Source organism: Kitasatospora sp. NPDC087271 (assembly GCF_044744605.1).
GTDB lineage: Bacteria > Actinomycetota > Actinomycetes > Streptomycetales > Streptomycetaceae > Kitasatospora.
Genome location: NZ_JBIUYQ010000011.1, coordinates 23,539 through 42,966, shown reverse-complemented (window position 1 = coordinate 42,966; position 19,428 = coordinate 23,539). Strand labels below are relative to the sequence as shown.

Below are 19,428 nucleotides of genomic sequence, written 5' to 3'. Positions count from 1 at the left end.
TCGCACTCCTCGTCGTGCCGCCCGCGCGGGGCGCTCCTCCGCCGGTGCGGTGAGCCTGCCGGGCCCGTGTCTGCGGCCACTCTAACGGTGTCCGTTCAGGTTTTTGGGGCGACCGGCAGGCCATCCCGGAGGGGTTGGGGGACATCCCCTAGGGGAGTTCCCGGACCGGTTCGGCGGGCCCGCCGGCAGGGCCCCCGCCGCACCGGTTGACCTGACCCTCCGTCGCCTCCACCATGGCGATGATCGCAAGATCGTCAAATCCGGTACGGTGCGCGGACTGTCCGTGACGGATGGCAGGATGGACACTCGCCACTCGTGTGGCCCAAAGGGTCGCCGCGGCCGCCCCGCGCGCCCGCGACGACACCGGGCAGCGGTACCAGGCTCCACACCAGCAGAAGGGACCCGCGGGCGAGATGCAGATCCGGCTGACCGTCCTCCGACCGCGCAGCGGCCCGACCGCCGCCGGCTCCGCCATCCCCTACGTGGACGTGCTGGTCACCGCACCCGTCGGCACCGCGCTCGGCTCCCTCGCGGGCGCCCTCGCGGGCGCCGTCGGCGTGCGCGGGCCCCGGGCCGCCACCCACGTGCACCTGTACGCCGGGGCGCACCGGGTCGACGAGCACACGCTGCTCGGCCACCCCCCGCTCCTCGACGGGGCCGTCCTCAGCCTCAACGAGGCCGACCCGACCGCCGACGACCCCGACGACACCCCCGCCGCCGCCGAACTGCGCGTGGTCGGCGGCCCGGACGCCGGCGGAGTGCACCGGCTGCACGGCCGGGAGATCCGGATCGGCCGCTCCGGCGAAGCCGACGTCCCGCTCGACGACCCCGACGTCTCCCGGCTGCACCTGGCCCTGCACCTCGCCGACGACGGCAGGATCACCGTCCGCGACCTCGGCTCCACCAACGGCACCACCCTGGACGGTCGGCTCGTCCCGCCCGGAGCCCCCGAGGAAGCCGTCCCGCTGGAAGCCGGCGCCCTGCTGCGCATCGGCGAATCCACCCTGCACGTGGCCGCCCCCGACCCGGCCGACGGCACCGGCCGCGCCGCCCTGCCCGACGGCCACGGCCACCTCCAGCTCGCCGCCCCCGGCCCGGTCCGCCCCGCCCCGCCGGTGGCCGAACCGCCAGCGGCCCCCGAACCCGCCCCCGGCCGCGGCCGCGGCCTGCTCTCGCTGCGGCTCGGCCGCACCGCCGAACCGCCCGGCCAGGAGAGCGCCGAACGCCACCACACCGCCGTACGGCTGCGCCAGGCCGCCGCCCAGCGCGAACGATGGCCGGATCTCGCCACCCTGCTGCTCAACGCCGTCGGCCCCGGCCCCCGGCTCTGGGAGCGCGGCCCCGGCCACCCCGACGCGCTCACCCTGCGCCTGGGCACCGCCGACCGCCCCGGCGGCCCCGGCACCGCGCCCGGCACCATGCTGCCCGCCGTCCCCGTCACCCTCGACCTGCAGACCGCCGGCAGCCTCGGCCTCAGCGGCCCGCGCGAACGCCTGGACGCGCTCACCCGCGCCGTCGTCGCCCAGCTCGCCGCCCTGCACCCGCCGACCGGCCTGAGCCTGGTCGTCGTCGACGCCGACCAGGCCCGCACCCCCGAAGAACGCGCGGACACCTGGGCCTGGGCCCTCTGGCTGCCCCACCTGCGCCCCGCCGACGGCCAGGACTGCCGCCTGCTGCTCGGCCTCGACGACGAACAGGCCACCGCCCGGCTGACCGAACTCACCGCCCGGCTCAGCGGCCCGGCCGGCCTCGGCGGCCACCCCGCCACCGTCGTCGTGGTGGACGGCCGCCCGACCACCGAGACCGCCCGGCAGGCCGTCGACCTGCTGCTGCGCCAGGGACCGGCCGTCGGCATCTTCCCGGTCTGCCTCGCCGAGCAGCCCGAACTGCTCCCCCGCGGCCTCGGCGCCACCGCCCTGATCACCGGCGAGGTCGGCACCCAGCTCTCCCTCGACCGCCCCGTCGCCCGCGGCAGGGAGACCTTGCACGAGGTCTCCCTGGACGCCGTCTCCGACGCCTGGGCCGAACGGCTCGCCCGCGTGCTCGCCCCGCTGCGCGAGGCCGCCCCGGCCGCCCGCGGCCCGCTGCCCGACGCGCTGCGGCTGCTCGACCTGCTCCAGCTCGACACCGTCACCCCGGCCAAGCTGTCCGCCCGCTGGGCGGCGCACGCCGGCGGCATCGGCGCCGCCACCGCGCTGCTCGGCACCACCCGGGACGAGCTCTGCACGCTCGACCTGGCCGACCCCGAACTCGCCCTCCCCTCCCCCGACCCGGGCGGCCCGCACCTGCTCATCGGCGGCGCCCGCGGCTCCGGCAAGACCGAGCTGCTGCGCACCCTGGTCGCCTCGCTCGCCGTCTCCGAACGCCCCGAGCGCCTCACCGTCACCCTCATCGAGGGCCGGTCCACCGAGGACGGCCTGGACGGCTGCACCGAACTGCCGCACGTCACCGGTCTGGTGAACGCCGCCGACGACCCGCGGGCCGCGCTGCTCGCCGCGGAGGCCCTGGAGGACGAACTCGCCCTGCGCGAGCGGCTGTTCGACGGACTGGACTTCGCCTCCTGGCACGCCGCCCGCATCCTGGACGGGCAGAGCCTGGACGCCCAGAGCCTGGACGGGCAGGGCCAGGCCGGACAGAGCCTCGTCGGACACCCGGCCGTCCCGGTGCCCGCCGTCGTCGGCGCGGCCTCCGCCGCCACCCCGAAGATCATCCACCCGCGCAGCGGCGACGGCGCCCGGCCGGTCACCTCCCCCGCCGCCGTCCCCTGCCCCGCCCGCCTGGTCGTCGTCGTGGACGACTACGACGCCCTGCTCTCCCCCACCTCCCCGGCCGGCCGCCCGCTCGCCCGCGCCCTCGCCGCCGTCGCCCGCCACGGCGGCCCGCTCGGCGTCCACCTCGCGGTCACCACCGGCCACCCGGAGGAGAGCGCCGGCACCGAGGTCGACGAGGCCGCCCTGCTCCGCATCGCGCTGCGCACCGAGGACCCGGCCGACTCCGACCTGCTGATCCACCTCGGCGACGCGGCCGCCCTGCCCGAGGACACCCCCGGCCGCGGCTACCTGCGCCTGCCGGACGGCGGCGTCACCGCCTTCCAGACCGCCCGGATCAGCGGCCGCATCCCGCGCACCGCCACCCTGCGCCCCACCGTCGTCGCGATCGACCCGCTCCAACTCGGTGCCCCACCCGCCCGCCGCCCGGTCCGCGAACTCGGCAACGGCCCCACCGACCTCGCCCTCCTCGCCAGCGCCCTCCAACGCGCGGCCGCCCACTGACCGGGCAGAACGACCTCCACCGCCCCTGCCGCGATCACCATCGCGGCAGGGGCGGTGCACGTACGGACCTCCCCGAGACACCCGGGAACCGGCGGGCCCACATCCGAGGACGCGGGCCCGCCCGACCGGCCTCGTACGCCGAATGCGGGCGCTGCCACGACCCGGTGCCCCGCCCGGGGTTCTGCCGCGCCCGTGCGGGCCGCGGCGGCAGGACCGTCGCCGTCGACGCCGGAGCACCGTCGCCCCCCGGCGGCGTCACCCGGGCCCGTGCGGCCCTGCGCGGACGGCCCGGGCTTCCCGTGGTGGCGTTCGACGGCTGACCACCACGGGCGGCCCTTCATCCACCCGTCAGGCGGTCAGGCGCACTTGATCTCGCGGTTCACCACGGCCATCCCGGCGACCTTGTCGCCGTCCACGGTGAACTCGTACTGCCAGCCCTGCTGCCCCTCGACCGGCATCACGTACTTGCCGCCCTTGGCGAGCTGGAGGCCCTTGGCGCCGTACGCCTGCTGGAGCGCCTCCACGGTGGAGCCGGCCCCGAGGCCCTCGGCCGTCTTCGCCTCGGCCGGGGCGACCAGTTCGCGCAGGCCCGTCGCCGCGAAGGAGACCCGGCCGGTGGCCAGGTACGCCTTGTCCTTGGCCTCCTGGGCGAACCGCAGGTCGACCAGGGCCATCGTCGCGTCCGCGATCGCCTTGGCGGCGTCGGCCAAGCCCTTGGCCCCGGCGGCGGAGCCCGCGGCGGCGGCGGCCGCGTCCTTGGCGGAGGCGTTCGGCGGCAGGGTGCCCCCCGGGGCGGGCGCCTTGCCCGAGGCCGCGTCGGCCTTGGCGTTCAGGTCCTTGTAGCGGGCCTCGGTGGCCGCCTCGGCGGTCATCCGGGCCTGGTCCGGCGCCGGGCCGCCCTTGTAGACGAAGTCCGTGCAGCCGTCGAGCAGCGAGACCGGCACGCTCTCCAGAGCGCCGGTGGCCAGCCCGGCGTCCTTGGCCATCCCCGGCTTCAACCCCCGGTACCCGGCCGCCGCGAAGGCCTCCGGACCCTTCGACGTGGAGGCGGGCGCGGGCGTCGCCGCGGGCGCCCCGGTGGCGGCCGGAGCCTTCGCGGTGTCCTTCTCGTCCTTCTTGTCATCGGACGTACAGGCCGCCGCACCGGCGACCAGCAGTGCCACCGAGATGCCCACGCCCACTGCGCGGACCGAGGCTCGGTTCTTCCTCATGCCACAACCTTCACTTGATCATTCGATGGTCGCCGCATCGAGAGTGCGACCACGGCCTACAGGCGGTTTCTCAGGAGCAGTACGTGTTGTGCTTGACCAGGGCGAGGCCGGCGACCTTGCCCTCGGCCATGGTGAACTCGTAGAACCAGCCCGGGCCGCCGTTGCCGCCCTCGGCCGGGAGTTCGTACTTGCCGTCCTCGGTCGGCTTGAGGGCCTTGCCCTCGTAGGCTCGCTTGAGCTCGTCCTCCGCCGAACCGGCGCCGACTCCCTCGGCGGTGCGGGCGTCCGCCGGGGCGACCAGCTGGCGCAGGCCCTCGGTGCCGAAGTTGACCCGGCCGGTGGCCAGGAAGGCCTGGTCCCGGTTCTTACGGGCGGTCACGATGACGTCCGCCTCCTTGAACAGCGCGTCGGACTCCTGCCGTTCGGCGGCCTCCTGCTTCAGCCGCTCCTGGAGGCGCTCGCTGTGCTTCACCATCTCCTCCGGCGAGGCCCCGGGCGCCAGGGTCTCGAACGGCTTCCGGTTCGCCCGCATCTCGTCGATCCTGGCAATCGCCTTGTCGGACTTCGCGCGGGCCTCCGTCTCGGCCGCCATCCGGACCGGGTCCGGCGCCGGGCCGCCCTTGTACGCGTAGTCGGTGCAGCCGTTGAACAGCGAGACCGGCGACGGCTCCAGGGCTCCGGAGGCGAGCGCCTCGTCCTTGGTCATCGACAGCCGCAGTCCGCGGTAGCCGCCGGTGCCGAACGGCTGCGGCGGCGTACTGACCGCTGCGGTCGCGCCGGTCTTCCGCCCCGCGTCCTTGCCGCCCTCGCAGGCCGCCGCTCCGGCCACGACCAGAGCCATCGTCAGTACGGCCCCCGCCGTGCGCGCGCTGCGCGTCATCCCCACGGTGATCCCCTCCCCTGTGTCGATCACACACGGTAGCGAATATGCGGGCATGATCCACAATCGGTTTCCACACCAGCGGAAGGGACGTCGCCGTGAACGGCCGACGACTGGCCACCCCGCCGTCCGCCGTCTTCCGTAGGCGGCGGACGGCAGCTGCCGGTCAGTGGGCCGGGGGCTGCGCGGCGAGGCCGCGGGTGTAGTGGGCGGCGGCGAGGACCGAGGCCATCAACTCGGAGTCGAGCACGGAGGCGTCGGCCAGCCGGGTGGCCGCCGCGTGGGAGGCGAGCAGCGTCTTGGTGACCCTCAGTGCGGCCTCGGGGCGGCGGGTGACGGGCCTGACCCACTCGGCCACCGCCCCGTCCAGGTCCTGCTCGGGGACGACGCGTTGCAGGATGGCGAGCTCCCGCGCCTCCACCGCGCCGACCGGGCGGCTGGTGAGGATGATCTCGCGGACCCTGGCCGCGCCGACCTCGTGGAGCAGCCGGGGCAGCAGGCCGCCCCAGGCGACGGGCAGGCCCAGGGCCAGCTCGGGCAGCCGGAAGACGGCGTTGTCGGCGCCGACCCGCAGGTCGCAGGCGAGCGCCAGGGCGAAACCGGCACCGGTGGCCCGGCCCTGGACCCGCGCGACGGTCACGGCGGAGCTGTTGGTGAGGGCATCGCAGACCCTGCGGGCCTTCTCCCCGTAGTTCCGTATGCCGCCGCCGGTCGGGTCCTGGTCCAGGCCCGCGAAGAGTTCGTCCCGGTCGCCGCCGAGGCAGAAGTCCCGGCCGGCCCCGGACAGCACGATCACGCGCACGGCCGGGTCGGGCACGGCCAGCACGGCGAGGAGTTCGTCCAGCATGGCCGAGGTGACGGCGTTCCCGGTCGCCGGGCTGTCCAGCTCGATGTGGAGCACGGGGCCCTGGCGCTCGGTACGGACCGTACGGGCCACCGCGGGCGCGGGGACGGGCTCCGGGGCGGGCGACGGGGCGGGCGACGCGACGGGCTCGGGGTACGGGTACGGGTACGGGAGGTACGACGGCTGCGCCGCGTACGGCGGGTACTGCGGAACCTGGGGCACCTGGGGCACCTGGGGAACCTGGGGAACCTGCGGGGACACGTTCATGCGGCCACTCTCAGGGACGTCACCCGGTGGAAGACCATCCGGGGTGCGTACTCGGGCGGGCTCACCGCCCGCAGGGTCGGGAAGCGCCGCAACAGCTGGCCGAGCAGGGCACGTGCCTCCAGCCTGGCCAGGCCCGCCCCGAGGCAGTAGTGGGCGCCGCCGCCGAAGGTGAGGTGGGTGCCCCGGCGGAGCACGTCGAAGGCGTGCGGGTCCGGGTTGCGGCGCGGATCGCGGTTCGCCGCGCCGTACATCACGTGGACCATGGTGTCCTTGGGCAGGAACACCCCGGCCAGCTCGGTGTCCTCGCCCGCGACGCGGCTGTTGACGCGGATCGGCGGGTCGTAGCGCAGCGCCTCGTCGATCGCGTCGTCGATGTGCTCCGGCCGCTCCCGCAGCCACTCCCACCGGCCGGGCGACCGCAGCAGCGACCACACCAGCGAGGAGAGCAGCGTCGCCGTGGTCTCCAGCGAGGCGATGGTGACGAACATGGTGAGCTGGTAGACCATCCGGTCGGTGGCCTCGCGGTCGGACTCCAGCGCGTCCCAGGTACGGATCCAGCCGGCGATCACGTCGTCGCCGTCGTTGTCGCGGCGCTCCCGGACGAGGCGGGTGAAGTACTCGCGCAGGTCCATGGTGGCCTGCTCCGAAACCGCCAGCTGGCTCTTGGTGGGCAGGAGTTCCTGGGCGTGCACCTGGTTGTGGGTCATCGTCAGGATGTGCGGGTAGTCCGCCGGGTCGATGTCCAGCCAGCGCCCGACGGTGCCGATCGGCAGCTGCTCGCTGACCAGGGACGAGAGGTCCGCCTCGCCGTCCGCCCGTATTCGCTCGGCCAGGCGGTCGAGCAGCCCGGCGACGTCGGCCTCGATCTCCGGCTGCATGTCCCGCAGGGTGGCGTGGTTGAAGAGGTTTCCGAGGCTGCGCCGCTGCCGGGTGTGCTCGGGGGCGTTGAGCCGGGAGAGCGTCCGGCTCATCTCCTGGGTGGCGACGGCCTCCCAGCGCTCCGTCCCGGTCTGCCGTTCCTGCCAGGCGAAATCGGGGACGAGCCAGGTCCTGCCGCGCAGGACCTGGTCGCACGCGTCGTACCCGGTGACCAGGTAGCCGCCCCAGGGCGCCGGGACGAGGTCTCCCAGCGCCCGCAGCCCGTCGTAGACCGGGCTCGGGTCGGCGAGTCCCTCGGCCGACCGCAGCCTGCGCAGGAGCGGCACGGCGGCACGGCGGTCGACCACCCTTCCGTCCGGGCGCTCCGGGTCTGCGGGGCGGGCTTCCAACGTGGCGGTCACACGGGGCTCCTTACGCGCGGGCGGGCAGTACGGCGGCGATCTACCCAGCAACAGCGCGCTCAAGCGTCGATCCGTGTTGCCCCCGTCACGTACCCGCACCGCCGTCGGACTCCGTTCACGCCGCGGTGGCGGAACGGCTTCCGACGGCGCGTCGGATCGGAGCCCGGGGCGTGTCAGACCCGGAAGACGTCCAGGAAGGAGCTCCACCACCCCTTCTTCTGCCCGGCCCGGCCCGGCGCGGGGGCGGTGGCCTGCGGGTACGCCTGCGTCGTCTCGGGGCCGACCGGCGATCCGCCCGGCGCGGTGTCCGCACCCGCGGCCGGCCGCGTGGTGCGGGCGGGCGCCGGGCTGAACCGCACCGGCAGCGAGACCAGGCCGCGCTGGAACGGGCCCGGCCGCCACTCCACGCTCTCCGCGGGCACCGCGAGCGTGACGTCCGGGAGGGCGTTGAGCAGGCACTCGATCGCGCTCAGGGCGATCAGCTGGGCCGGGGACTTGGCCGGGCACGCGTGCGGGCCGGCGCCCCAGGCGAGGTGGGCCCCCTTGCTGAGGGTCAGCCGGGCGTCCGTCAGCGCGGGGTCGCTGTTGGCGGCGGCGAAGCTGATCACCACCGGGCTGCCCGCGTCCATCGGGACCCCGCCCACGTCGAGGTCCTGCATCGGGTAGTGCGTGGCGTAGTTGGCGATCGGCGGGTTGTTCCACAGCACGTCGTCGAGGGCGTCCTCGATGCGCAGTCCGGAGCGGCCCTCGCCGGACAGCAGCAGGAGCAGCGCGTTGCCGATCAGGTTGCGCTCGGGCTCGACGCCGGCGCCCATCAGCATGACCAGCTGGTCCTTGAGCTCCTCGTCCCGCAGGCCGGCCGGGTGCTGGATGAGCCACGAGGTGATGTCGTCGCCGGGCTGGCGGCGCTTCAGCGCGACCAGGTCCATCAGGCAGGCGGTCAGCTCCTCGTTGGCCTGGATCACGTCGAGGCCGTCGAAGAGCGCGGACATGCTGCGGGTCAGCCGGTCGCCGATGTCGGCCGGGCAGCCGAACAGCTGGTTGAACAGCAGCAGCGGCAGCAGCTTGGCGTAGTCGTTGAGCAGGTCGGCCCGGCCCAGCGGACTGAACTGGTCGATCAGGTAGCCGGCGATCCGCTCGACGTGCCGGTTGAGCCGGTTGTCGTTGAGCCGGCCCAGGCTCTCGGTGACGGCCTTGCGCAGCCGCAGGTGCTCGGCGCCGTCCGTGAAGAGGCAGTTGGGCCGGTAGAACATCATCGGCAGGACGGGGCTGTCCAGCGGCACCCGTCCTTCGTTGAGCGCCGCCCAGCGCCGCGAGTCCCGGGCGAACATCCCCGGGTTCTGCAGCACCCGCAGAGCGGCCTCGTGCGAGGTGACCAGGGTGGCCTCGACCCCCGGGGCCAACTCCACCGGCGCGGCGGGACCGTTGGCGCGCAGCTTGTCGTAGACCGCGCCGGGGTCGGACGAGAACATCTCCCCGTAGAGCGGTGTGCTCACGCCGACGTGCATCGGGCAGCCCTGCGGAGGCGACTGCGGGGCGGGTCGCTGCGGAGATTCCATGGGTCGTTCCTTGGAGGTGGCCCCGGGCGGGTGCGGACCCGGGAGGCGTGAGGGGAGGGAGGCGTGGGGGAGGTCAGGAGGCGCGGTCGAGCAGGTGCCGGACGAGCGTCAGCAGGGCGTTGGCCGAGGAACGCTGGTCCCGCGCGTCGCAGAACACCACCGGGGTGTGCGGCAGCAGGTCGAGCGCCTCGCGCAGCTGGTCCTCGGTGTACTCGTCCTGCCGGTCGAAGCTGTTGACCGCCACGGCGTACTCCAGGCCGTACTGCTCGATCAGGTCGATGACGGGGAAGGTGTCCGCGAGGCGGGTCGGGTCGGCCAGCAGCAGCGCCCCCAGCGCACCCCGTGCCATGTCCTCCCAGAGCTGCATGAACCGTTGCTGCCCCGGCGTGCCGAACAGGTACAGCACCAGGTCGTCGCCGAGTGTCAGCCGGCCGAAGTCCAGGGCGACGGTCGTGGTCTTCTTGTCCGGTACGCCGCGGAGGTCGTCGACGCGGATGGACGCCTGCGTCATGCTCTCCTCGGTGCTCAGCGGGGCGATCTCCGACAAGGCCCCGATGAGCGTGGTCTTGCCGACCGCGAAGTGCCCCACGACCAGGATCTTGACCGCGGTCGTCACCGCGCCCGGGACGTAGATGTCCTCAGGCGAACCGGCGTTGAAGTCCATGCAGTACCTTCTCTAGAAGTCTCGGATCCGGGGCCTGGGCCGGGGGCGGGGCCGACCGGCACAGCAACCGTCCCTCATGGATCAGGTCCGTCAGCAGCAGCCTCACGACCCCCACCGGCAGCTCCAGCCGGGCCGCGACCTCGGCCACCGAGAGGTAGCCGCCGGAGCACAGCTCCCAGATCGCCCGGGTCTCCGGGCTCGGCAGGGCAGGGAGGTCCTGCTCGGGCGCGACGGTGACCAAGGTGATCAGAGACAGGGCTTCCGCGCTCGGTAACTCGCGCCCACCGGTGATCACGTAGGAGCGGATGAAACCGCCGGTGACCCGCTGTTCCTCGCCGCCGGCCGTCATGAGCCGCTGAGCGTGCTCTGGCGCGGCGCCGCCGACATCGCCCGTCCGAGCGCGCCCACCTGCTGCTGCATCCGGAAGGACATCGCCTCCATGTCGACGTCGGGGGCGGTGGAGGCGGCCAGGTACGCGCCGCTGCCGGCCGCGATCAGGAAGATCCAGCCGTGGTCGTACTCCAGCAGGGTCTGGCGCCAGACCCCGGCGCCTGCGCCGTCTCCGCCGACGAACGGGGCGACCGCGCGGCTCAGCGACTGCATCGAGCTCATCGCGGCGGCGTTGGTCTCCGCCTCGTCACGGCCTATCTCGCTGGACCGTTCGAGCAGGAGGCCGTCGGCGGAGACGAGGATGGCGTGCCGGGCGCCGGGTACCTGGAGTACGTCGTTGAGCACCCAGGAAAGATCGCGGCTCACTGGATCTCGGTTCCTTCCGTGTTCGTGGTGTTACGCCCGGACAGCGTGCCGCGCTGGAACGCGCCGAGGCGGGACGGCGTGTTCTGGCCGGGGCTCCGTACCGGCGCCTCGGCCCGGCCGGGGTCCTGCGGGGAGGGGAGGACCGACACCGGGCGGTGGCGGCGACGGCGGGGCAGCTGTCCGTCCGCGGTCATCTCCGGTTCCGTCACCGCCGCCGGCGGCACCGGGGCCAGGGGCGCCGCCGGTTCGGGCAGCGACACGAGCCGCTGACCGGGGGCCTGCGCCCAGGCCGGCGCGGGCTGCTCCGCCGGGGGGGCCTGGTAGTCGCCGTGCGCGCCCTGGTGGTCACCGTGCGCGGCCTGGTGGTCGCCGTGCACGGCGGTGGCCGGGGCCGCGACCTCGCTGCTGAGCAGCTCGGCCGGCAGCAGCACCACGGCCCGCACGCCCCCGTACGGGGAGACCGAGTCGACGGAGACCCGGAAGCCGTAGCGGGCGGCCAGCATGCCGGAGACGGCGAAGCCGAACTTCGGTGGGTTGCCCAGGCTGGTGAGGCCGATCGGCGCGCCCGGGTTCAGGAGCACCGCCGCGCGGTCCTTCTCCTCCTGGCCCATGCCGAGGCCGGCGTCGTCGACGATCAGGCAGACGCCGGTGGGGACGGCCTGGACGCTGACCTCCACCGGGGTGTCCGGGGCGGAGTAGTTGGTCGCGTTGGCGAGCAGCTCGGACAGCACGACGGCGACCGGCTCGACGACCTTGCTGACGAGCGCGACGCTGACCTGGGAGTGGATCCGCACCCGGTCGAAGTGCCGGATCCGGCCCTGGGCGCTGCGGACCACGTCGTAGACCGAGGCGACGCTCTCGCGGCGGCCCAGCCAGCCGCCGCAGAGCACCGCGATGCCCTGGGCACGCCGGCCGAACTGGCTGTTCGTGTGGTCGATCGTCATCAGGTCGGCCAGGATCTGCGGGCTGTCGCCGTACTTCCGCTGCACCTTGTCGATGACGACCTGCTGCTCGTCGGCCAAGCCCTGCAGCGTCCGCATCGCCGCCTTGAGGACGGCCTTGGTGTCCTCCTCGGCGTCGCGGCGGACGTCCGTCAGCTCGGACGCGTGCTGGCTCCGCAGGTGGTCGTGCAGCACGGCGAACTCGTCGCGCTGCCGCTGCGCCAGGGCGCTGGCTTCCTCCAGGGAAACGTTTCGCCGCCGCAGGGCGAGGTTCGTCCTGCGGGCCTGGAGGGCCGCTCCGACGGCTACGAGCATCACCACGATGAAGACCCAGAAAAAGGGTTCCTGCACAAATGACGTCATGAAACTCTCTTCAGGTGGCACCGCGTGGAGCCGGTCCGGGCCCCAAGGCGCGAATGGGACTGGCGGCCTGACCCCCTCCGAAAGACACCTGATGTCACATCACATCGCGGTGCTTTCCGGCACGGGACCTGCGGCGACGCCTATCGCGGAGTCAGCCTACTGCAACTCCTGGTAGGTCAGAACAGCTACCAAAAAGGGCAGTTGGGGCGAATTTCCGCGACCGGCCGGGAACTCCGGTGAGGCTTGGCGGACTTCGTAGCGCGACGTTAATCGCAAGGACATATCCCGACCACACCCCGGCTCGTGCGCAGCGTGACGACTCCGTCACCATCCGGAATCCGCCGCCCGTCGGCCGGCCGCGAAAAGCGGCGGGCCCGCGTCCGTGGACGCGGGCCCGCCGCCTGGCTGTACCGCCGGCCGTCAGCGCATGGAGCCCGTGCGCAGGAGGGTGCGGATGACGCGCATCGCGACCGAGAGGCTGGACAGCTCGTAGTTGTCCGAACCCCTTATGTCGTCGAGGGTGCTCTTGGCACGGTTCAGCAGGGTGGCGTTGAGGTCCGCCCAGGCGCCGTAGCGCTCCTCCGGGGTGGCGCCCTCGGGGCCGCAGGCGAGGATGTCGGCGGTCAGCGCCGCGTGCGCCGCGAAGAGGTCCTCGCGGATCGCGGCCCGGGCCATCGACGACCAGCGGTCGGTGCGGGGCAGCTCGATGATGCGGTCGAGCAGGTGGGTGATCTGGAGGCGGTCGGCGAGGTCGTAGTAGAGCTCGGCGACCTCGGCGACGTCCTTGTCGGAGCGGTCCGCGACCTCGCTGATGTCCAGGGTCGGGAAGGTCGAGGAGAGGCCGGCGATCCGGGTCGCCAGTTCCTCCGGCACCCCGGCCGAGGCGAGCTCGTTGTAGACGGCCTCGAACCAGACCAGGTCGTCGCCGCGCAGCGGCTTGGGCAGCGAGCCCCAGACCTGGTCGACCCGGTCGTGGAAGAACTCGATGGTGCCGGCGATGTCGAGCGGCTGGCGGCGGTTGTTGAGCATCCACCGGGTGGCACGCTCGACCAGGCGCCGCGAGTGCAGCCGCATCTTGGTCTGGACGCGGGCCGTGACCTCGTTGTCCAGGCCCTCGATCTCGGCCCAGATGTCCTCCAGGTCGAACACGGCCCTGGCGGCGGTGTGGGTCCGGGCGATCTCCTCGTAGGTCGCGCCGGTCTCCTCCTTCAGCCGGAAGGCGAAGGTGCAGCCGCCGCGGTTGATCGTGTCGTTGACGATCAGGGTGGTGATGATCTCGCGGCGCAGCGCGTGGTTGTCGATCGCGTCGGCGAACCGGGCCCGCAGCGCGCTCGGGAAGTAGTCGTGCAGCGCGGTGCGGAAGTACGGGTCGTCGGGCAGCGCGGTGGCGAGCAGCTCCTCGGCCAGCGTGATCTTGGTGTACGCGAGCAGGACGGACATCTCGGGCTGCGAGAGGCCGCGGCCGTTCTGCTGGCGCTCGCGGATCTGGCGCTCGGTGGGCAGGAACTCCAGGCCCCGGTCGAGCTGGCCGGCCGACTCCAGCCGGTTGATCATCCGGGAGTGGACGTTGACCATGCTGTGCGCCTGGGCGACGGCGTTGGCCAGCACCACGTTCTGCGCGTAGTTGTTGCGCAGCACCAGGTGGCCGACCTCGTCGGTCATCTCGGCCAGCAGGACGTTGCGCTGCTTGACCGTCATGTCGCCGTCGGAGACGACCTGGTTGAGCAGGATCTTGATGTTGACCTCGTGGTCCGAGGTGTCCACACCGGCCGAGTTGTCGATGGCGTCGGTGTTGATCCAGCCGCCGGTGCTCTCGGGGCCGCCGACCGCGGCGTACTCGATGCGGCCGAGCTGGGTGCAGCCGAGGTTGCCGCCCTCGCCGATGACGCGGGCCCGGACCTGGTCGCCGTTGACGCGGATGGCGTCGTTGGCCTTGTCGCCGACCTCGGCGTTGGTCTCGGTGGAGGCCTTGACGTAGGTGCCGATGCCGCCGTTCCAGAACAGGTCGACCGGCGCCTGGAGGATCGCCTTCATCAGCTCGGCCGGGGTGAGCCGGGTGTCCTGGACGCCGAGGGCGGCCCGGACCTGCGTGCTGAGCTGGATCGACTTGGCGGTGCGCGGGAAGACGCCGCCGCCGGCCGAGATCAGCGACTTGTCGTAGTCGTCCCAGGAGCTGCGGGGCAGTTCGAAGAGCCGGCGCCGCTCGGCGTAGGAGGCGGCGGCGTCCGGGTTCGGGTCGAGGAAGATGTGGCGGTGGTCGAAGGCGGCGACCAGGCGGATGTGCTCGCTGAGCAGCATGCCGTTGCCGAAGACGTCGCCGGACATGTCGCCGATGCCGATGACCTTGAAGTCCTCGGTCTGGGTGTCGACGCCGAGCTCGCGGAAGTTGCGCTTGACCGACTCCCAGGCGCCGCGGGCCGTGATGCCCATGCCCTTGTGGTCGTAGCCGGCCGAACCGCCGGAGGCGAACGCGTCGCCCAGCCAGAAGCCGTAGGACTCGGCGACGCCGTTGGCGATGTCGGAGAAGGTCGCGGTGCCCTTGTCGGCGGCGACGACGAGGTAGGTGTCGTCCTCGTCGTGGCGGACGACGTCGGCCGGGTGGACGACCTCGCCGGCGACCAGGTTGTCGGTGATGTCGAGCAGCGCGGAGATGAACGTCTTGTACGAGGAGATGCCCTCGGCCAGCCAGGCGTCCCGGTCGACCGACGGGTCCGGCAGCTGCTTGGCGACGAAGCCGCCCTTGGCGCCGACCGGCACGATGACGGTGTTCTTGACCATCTGCGCCTTGACCAGGCCGAGGATCTCGGTGCGGAAGTCCTCGCGCCGGTCGGACCAGCGCAGACCTCCGCGGGCGACCTTGCCGAAGCGCAGGTGCACGCCCTCGACCTGCGGCGAGTACACCCAGATCTCGAACGCGGGGCGCGGGGCCGGCAGGTCCGGGATGGCCTTCGGGTCGAACTTCATCGACACGTAGGAGTGCCAGTCACCGGAGCCGTCGTGCTGGAAGAAGTTGGTCCGCAGGGTGGCCGTGATGAGGTGCAGGAAGGAGCGCAGGATGCGGTCCTCGTCCAGCGAGACGACCTCGTCGAGCGCGCCGGACAGCTCCTCCAGGATGCCCTCGGTCAGCTCGGCGGCGCCCTGCTGGTGGCTGGGGCTCAGCCGGGCCTCGAACAGGTTGACCAGCAGCCGGGTGGTGTGGGTGTTGTTGCGGAGCGCGTCCTCCATGTAGTCCTGGGAGAACGTGGAGCCCGCCTGGCGCAGGTACTTGGCGTACGCGCGCAGCACCGTCGCCTGGCGCCAGGTCAGCCCGGCGGTGAGGACCAGCTCGTTGAAGCCGTCGTTCTCGGCCTTGCCGGTCCAGGTGGCGGCGAAGGTCTCCTGGAAGCGCTCGCGGGCCTCGTCGGTGAGCTCGGTGGCCTCGCGCAGCCTCAGGCCGAAGTCGTACACCCACGCGGTGGTGTCGTCGGAGCGGCGCAGCGCGTACGGGTGCTCGTCCAGCACCTCGACGCCCAGGCGCTGGAGCACCGGCAGGACCTCGGTGAGCGAGATCGGGCCGCCGACCCGGTAGACCTTGAAGCGGCGCTCGTCGTCGCCCGCGCCGACCGGCTGGTACAGGTTGAGGCGGAAGTCGCCCTCGCCGTGCAGCGACTCGATCTGCTTGATGTCGGCGACGGCGGTGCGCGGCGGGAAGTCGGCGCGGTAGCCGTCGGGGAAGGCGTTGGCGTACTTGTGGCCGAGCTCGGCGGCCTTCTCCTCGCCCAGTTCGGTGTGCAGTTGGTCGTGGAAGCCGTCCATCCAGAACCGGGCGGCCTCGGCGAGGCGGTTCTCGATCCGCTCGATGTCGGAGTCGGTGAGCCGCGGCAGTTCGGTGCCGGGGGCGACGCGGACCACGAAGTGCAGACGGGTCAGCACCGACTCGGTGGCGTACACCGTGTAGTCGATGGTGGCGCCGTTCAGCTCTTCCTTGAGGATGTCGGTGAGCAGCAGCCGGATCCGGGTGGTGTAGCGGTCGCGCGGCAGGTAGATGAACGCGGAGAAGTAGCGCCCGTACTCGTCCTGGCGCAGGAAGAGCCGCAGCTTACGGCGCTCCTGGAGGTACAGCACGCTGGTGGCGATGGAGATCAGCTCGGAGGCCGCGGTCTGGAACATCTCGTCCCGCGGGAAGGTCTCCATGATCTGCAGCAGGTCGCGGCCGTCGTGGCTCTCGCTGGAGAAGCCGGAGCCTTCGAGCACCTCCTGCACCTTGCGGCGCACGACCGGGATGCGGGTGACCGACTCGGTGTAGGCGGCGGAGGAGAACAGGCCGAGGAAGCGGCGCTCGCCGATCGGCTCGCCGGCGGCGTTGAACTTCTTGACGCCGACGTAGTCCAGGTAGGACGGACGGTGCACGGTGGAACGGCTGTTGGCCTTGGTGAGGACGAGCAGCTTCTTCTCGTGGGCCTTGGCGCGGACCGGCGCGGAGAGGCGGCCGAAGGCCTCGCTGGCCGGGTGGTGGTGGTCGTCGTGGCCGCGCGGGTCGGAGCGCAGGATGCCGAGGCCGGTCCCGGCGACGGCCTTCAGGACCTCCTCGCCCTCGTGCTCGACCAGGTCGTACTCGCGGTAGCCGAGGAAGGTGAAGTGGTCGTCGGCGAGCCAGCGCATCAGCTCCCAGGCCTCGCCGACCTCCTGCTCGGGCAGGCCGGTCGGGGGCTCCTCGGCGAGCTCGTCGGCCAGGCGCAGCGCGCTCTCGCGCATCTTGCTCCAGTCCTCGACGACCTCGCGGACGTCGCCGAGCACCCGGCGCAGGTCGGCCTCGATCGCGCGCAGGTCGTCGCGGTCGGTCTCGCGGTCGATCTCGATGTGCATCCACGACTCGACGGTCGCGTCGGCGGGCCACTCGGTGCCGGCGGCCTGGCTGCGGGAGCAGGCGTCGACGTCCAGGATCTCCAGCAGCTTGCCGGTGATGTCACGGCGGACGACCAGCTGGGGGTGGATCACGACGTGGATGGCGCGGTCCTGGCGGGACAGCTCGTTGGTGACGGAGTCGACCAGGAAGGGCATGTCGTCGGTGACGACCTCGACCACGGTGTGGCCGCAGGACCAGCCGTTCTCCTCGACCGAGGGGGTGTACACCCGCACCTCGGCGGTGCCCTGCGGGCGCTTGAGGCCCAGCCGGTAGTGGGAGGCCGCCGCGCCGTAGACGTCGACCGGGTCGCGGTCGACCAGGTCCTCGGGCGCGGTGTGGAGGTAGTAGTGGTGCAGGTACGCGGTCAGAGCGCCGTTGCTCAGGCCTTCCCCCGGCGCCGCTCCCCCCACCTGGCTGTTCTCAGCGGCTGTGGCTGCCTTCTTGAGCAGGTCGGCCTTGGCTGCGTCCAGCTTGGTCTGCATGACTTCTTGGCTCCTGTCGCGCGCCGTTGCGTGACTCGGTGGTGTGTGGGTGTACACCGACGGGTCACTCGCAATCCTGCCGCACCTTCCAACTGAAAAGGCTTCATGGCGCGCATGAAATACCTTCGCAGTGGGTAGGACGATTCGTCCTGCGGAGCCACCCGACGACGCCAGCCAGCCTAACCGGATCAATCGAAGGTGGACAGGGACAGGGAGGCGCAAACCCGCAGGATGATCGGTCCGTCCTGGACACCATGTCCAAACCGGAGCCCCCCGTTCACTCTCAGCCCATGTGCGGGTACCGCAGGTCCGTGGGGGGAACGAAGGTCTCCTTGATCGCGCGGGCCGAGGTCCAGCGCAGGAGGTTCTGGGCGGCGCCCGCCTTGTCGTTGGTCCCGGAGGCCCGGCCGCCGCCGAAGGGCTGCTGGCCGACGACCGCGCCGGTCGGCTTGTCGTTGATGTAGAAGTTCCCGGCGGTGAACCGCAGCGCCTCGACCGCCTGGGCGATGGCGTAACGATCCTGCGCGATCACCGAGCCGGTCAGGCCGTACGGGGCGCCGGAGTCGACCCGGCGCAGCACGTCCTCCCAGCGGGCGTCCTCGTAGACGTGGACGGCCAGGATCGGACCGAAGTACTCCGTCCGGAAGATCTCGTTGCGGTAGTCGGAGGAGACCAGGACGGTCGGCCGGACGAACCAGCCGATCGCGTCGTCGTACTGGCCGCCCGCCGCCAGCTCGATCGTCGGATCGGCCTTGGCCCGCTCGATGGCGTCCCGGTTCTTCTCGAACGCGCGCCGGTCGATGAGCGCGCCCATGAAGTTGGAGAGGTCGGTGACGTCGCCCACCGTGAGCGCGTCCACCTCGGCCACCAGCTCGTCCTTGATCTTCTGCCAGAGGCTGCGCGGCAGGTAGGCCCGGGAGAGCGCCGAGCACTTCTGGCCCTGGTACTCGAACGCGCCGCGGACCAGCGCCGCCTTCAGGATCGCCGGATCGGCCGAGCGGTGGGCCAGCAGGAAGTCCTTGCCGCCGGTCTCGCCGACGATCCGCGGGTACGTCCGGTAGCCGCCGATGTTGGCGCCGATGGTCTGCCAGAGCGACTGGAAGGTGGCGGTGGAGCCGGTGAAGTGCAGCCCGGCGAGCGCCGGGTCGGCGAGGGCGACCGCGGACAGCTGGACGCCGTCGCCGGTGACCAGGTTGACCACCCCGGGCGGCAGACCGGCCGCCTCCAGCAGCCGCATCAGGTAGTGCGCGGCCAGGGTCTGGGTCGGCGCGGGCTTCCAGACCACGGTGTTGCCCATCAGCGCGGGCGCGGTCGGCAGGTTGCCGGCGATCGCGGTGAAGTTGAACGGGGTGATCGCGTAGACGAAACCCTCCAGCGGGCGGTGGTCCACCCGGTTCCAGACGCCCGGTGCGGAGATCGGCTGCTCGGCCAGGATCCGCCGGGCGAACTGGACGTTGAACCGCCAGAAGTCGATCAGCTCGCAGGCGGAGTCGATCTCGGCCTGCTGCGCGGTCTTGGACTGGCCGAGCATGGTGGCCGCGTTGAGGGTCTCCCGCCAGGGCCCGGCCAGCAGGTCGGCGGCCCGCAGGAAGACCGCCGCCCGGTCGTCGAAGGACAGCGCCCGCCACTGCCGGCCCGCCGCGAGCGCCGAGTCCACCGCCGCGCGGGCGTCCTCCCGGGTGGCGTTGCCGAGCACCCCCAGCTTGGCGGCGTGGTGGTGCGGCTGGACGACGTCGATCCGCTCACCGCCGCCGAACCGCTGCTCGCCGCCGATGGTCATCGGCAACGGGATCTGCTCGGCCGCCAGCTCGTCCAGCCGCCGGACCAGCCGGTCCCGCTCCGGGCTGCCGGGCGCGTACCCCAGCACCGGCTCGTTGACCGGGAGGGGCACCTCGGTGACTGCGTCGATCGGCATGGCGGCTCCGTCCTGCTGACTGCTCCGGTGGGAGGGCCCGATCCACCGGACAGGCCCTGGTCCAGCCTGACCAGCGGCCGCGCGATCCGCCCGCTCAGACACGCGGACG

At 72.6% G+C, this 19,428-nt stretch carries 12 protein-coding genes; 1 reads left to right on the top strand and 11 read right to left on the bottom strand.

The window, feature by feature from the left end:
* Positions 1-317: 317 nt before the first annotated feature.
* Positions 318-3,272: an FtsK/SpoIIIE domain-containing protein gene (locus ACIO9K_RS19810; protein ID WP_400331436.1), complete on the top strand. Its 2,955-nt coding sequence runs from the start codon at positions 318-320 to the stop codon at positions 3,270-3,272.
* A gap of 356 nt (positions 3,273-3,628) precedes the next feature.
* Here the strand turns inward: ACIO9K_RS19810 and ACIO9K_RS19805 are convergent, their stop codons facing one another.
* The 11 genes from ACIO9K_RS19805 to pruA all read right to left on the bottom strand — a co-directional run bounded on the left by ACIO9K_RS19805 (position 3,629) and on the right by pruA (position 19,313).
* Positions 3,629-4,483, bottom strand: a complete 855-nt coding sequence (locus ACIO9K_RS19805) for a hypothetical protein (protein WP_363620126.1) — start codon at positions 4,481-4,483, stop codon at positions 3,629-3,631.
* A gap of 70 nt (positions 4,484-4,553) precedes the next feature.
* A complete protein-coding gene (locus ACIO9K_RS19800) occupies positions 4,554-5,363 on the bottom strand; it encodes a hypothetical protein (protein WP_400331433.1) in 810 nt (269 codons plus the stop codon).
* 166 nt (positions 5,364-5,529) lie between these two features.
* Positions 5,530-6,300 (bottom strand): enoyl-CoA hydratase/isomerase family protein, encoded by a 771-nt coding sequence (locus ACIO9K_RS19795; RefSeq protein ID WP_400331741.1) that lies wholly within the window; start codon positions 6,298-6,300, stop codon positions 5,530-5,532.
* Positions 6,301-6,470: 170 nt separating this feature from the next.
* Entirely contained in the window at positions 6,471-7,661 is a 1,191-nt protein-coding gene (locus tag ACIO9K_RS19790) for a cytochrome P450 (RefSeq protein WP_400331738.1), read from the bottom strand.
* A gap of 266 nt (positions 7,662-7,927) precedes the next feature.
* Positions 7,928-9,313, bottom strand: a complete 1,386-nt coding sequence (locus ACIO9K_RS19785) for a cytochrome P450 (RefSeq protein ID WP_400331430.1) — start codon at positions 9,311-9,313, stop codon at positions 7,928-7,930.
* A 73-nt stretch (positions 9,314-9,386) separates the two neighbouring features.
* A complete protein-coding gene (locus ACIO9K_RS19780) occupies positions 9,387-9,977 on the bottom strand; it encodes an ATP/GTP-binding protein (protein WP_350881092.1) in 591 nt (196 codons plus the stop codon).
* Complete coding sequence (locus ACIO9K_RS19775) at positions 9,952-10,326, bottom strand: DUF742 domain-containing protein (protein WP_350881090.1); 375 nt, start codon at positions 10,324-10,326, stop codon at positions 9,952-9,954. Before ACIO9K_RS19775 ends, ACIO9K_RS19780 begins: the two co-directional genes overlap by 26 nt.
* Entirely contained in the window at positions 10,323-10,733 is a 411-nt protein-coding gene (locus ACIO9K_RS19770; RefSeq protein WP_350881088.1) for a roadblock/LC7 domain-containing protein, read from the bottom strand. The genes ACIO9K_RS19775 and ACIO9K_RS19770 overlap by 4 nt, the downstream gene beginning before the upstream one ends.
* A complete protein-coding gene (locus ACIO9K_RS19765; protein ID WP_363620134.1) occupies positions 10,730-12,037 on the bottom strand; it encodes an ATP-binding protein in 1,308 nt (435 codons plus the stop codon). Before ACIO9K_RS19765 ends, ACIO9K_RS19770 begins: the two co-directional genes overlap by 4 nt.
* Before the next feature lie 420 nt (positions 12,038-12,457).
* Positions 12,458-17,404 carry an NAD-glutamate dehydrogenase gene (locus tag ACIO9K_RS19760; RefSeq protein ID WP_400331425.1) on the bottom strand — a complete coding sequence of 1,649 codons (4,947 nt, stop codon included), beginning with the start codon at positions 17,402-17,404 and terminating at the stop codon, positions 12,458-12,460.
* Positions 17,405-17,687: 283 nt separating this feature from the next.
* On the bottom strand, positions 17,688-19,313 hold the full coding sequence (gene pruA / locus ACIO9K_RS19755) for an L-glutamate gamma-semialdehyde dehydrogenase (RefSeq protein ID WP_400331735.1): 1,626 nt from the start codon (positions 19,311-19,313) through the stop codon (positions 17,688-17,690).
* Positions 19,314-19,428 lie beyond the last annotated feature (115 nt).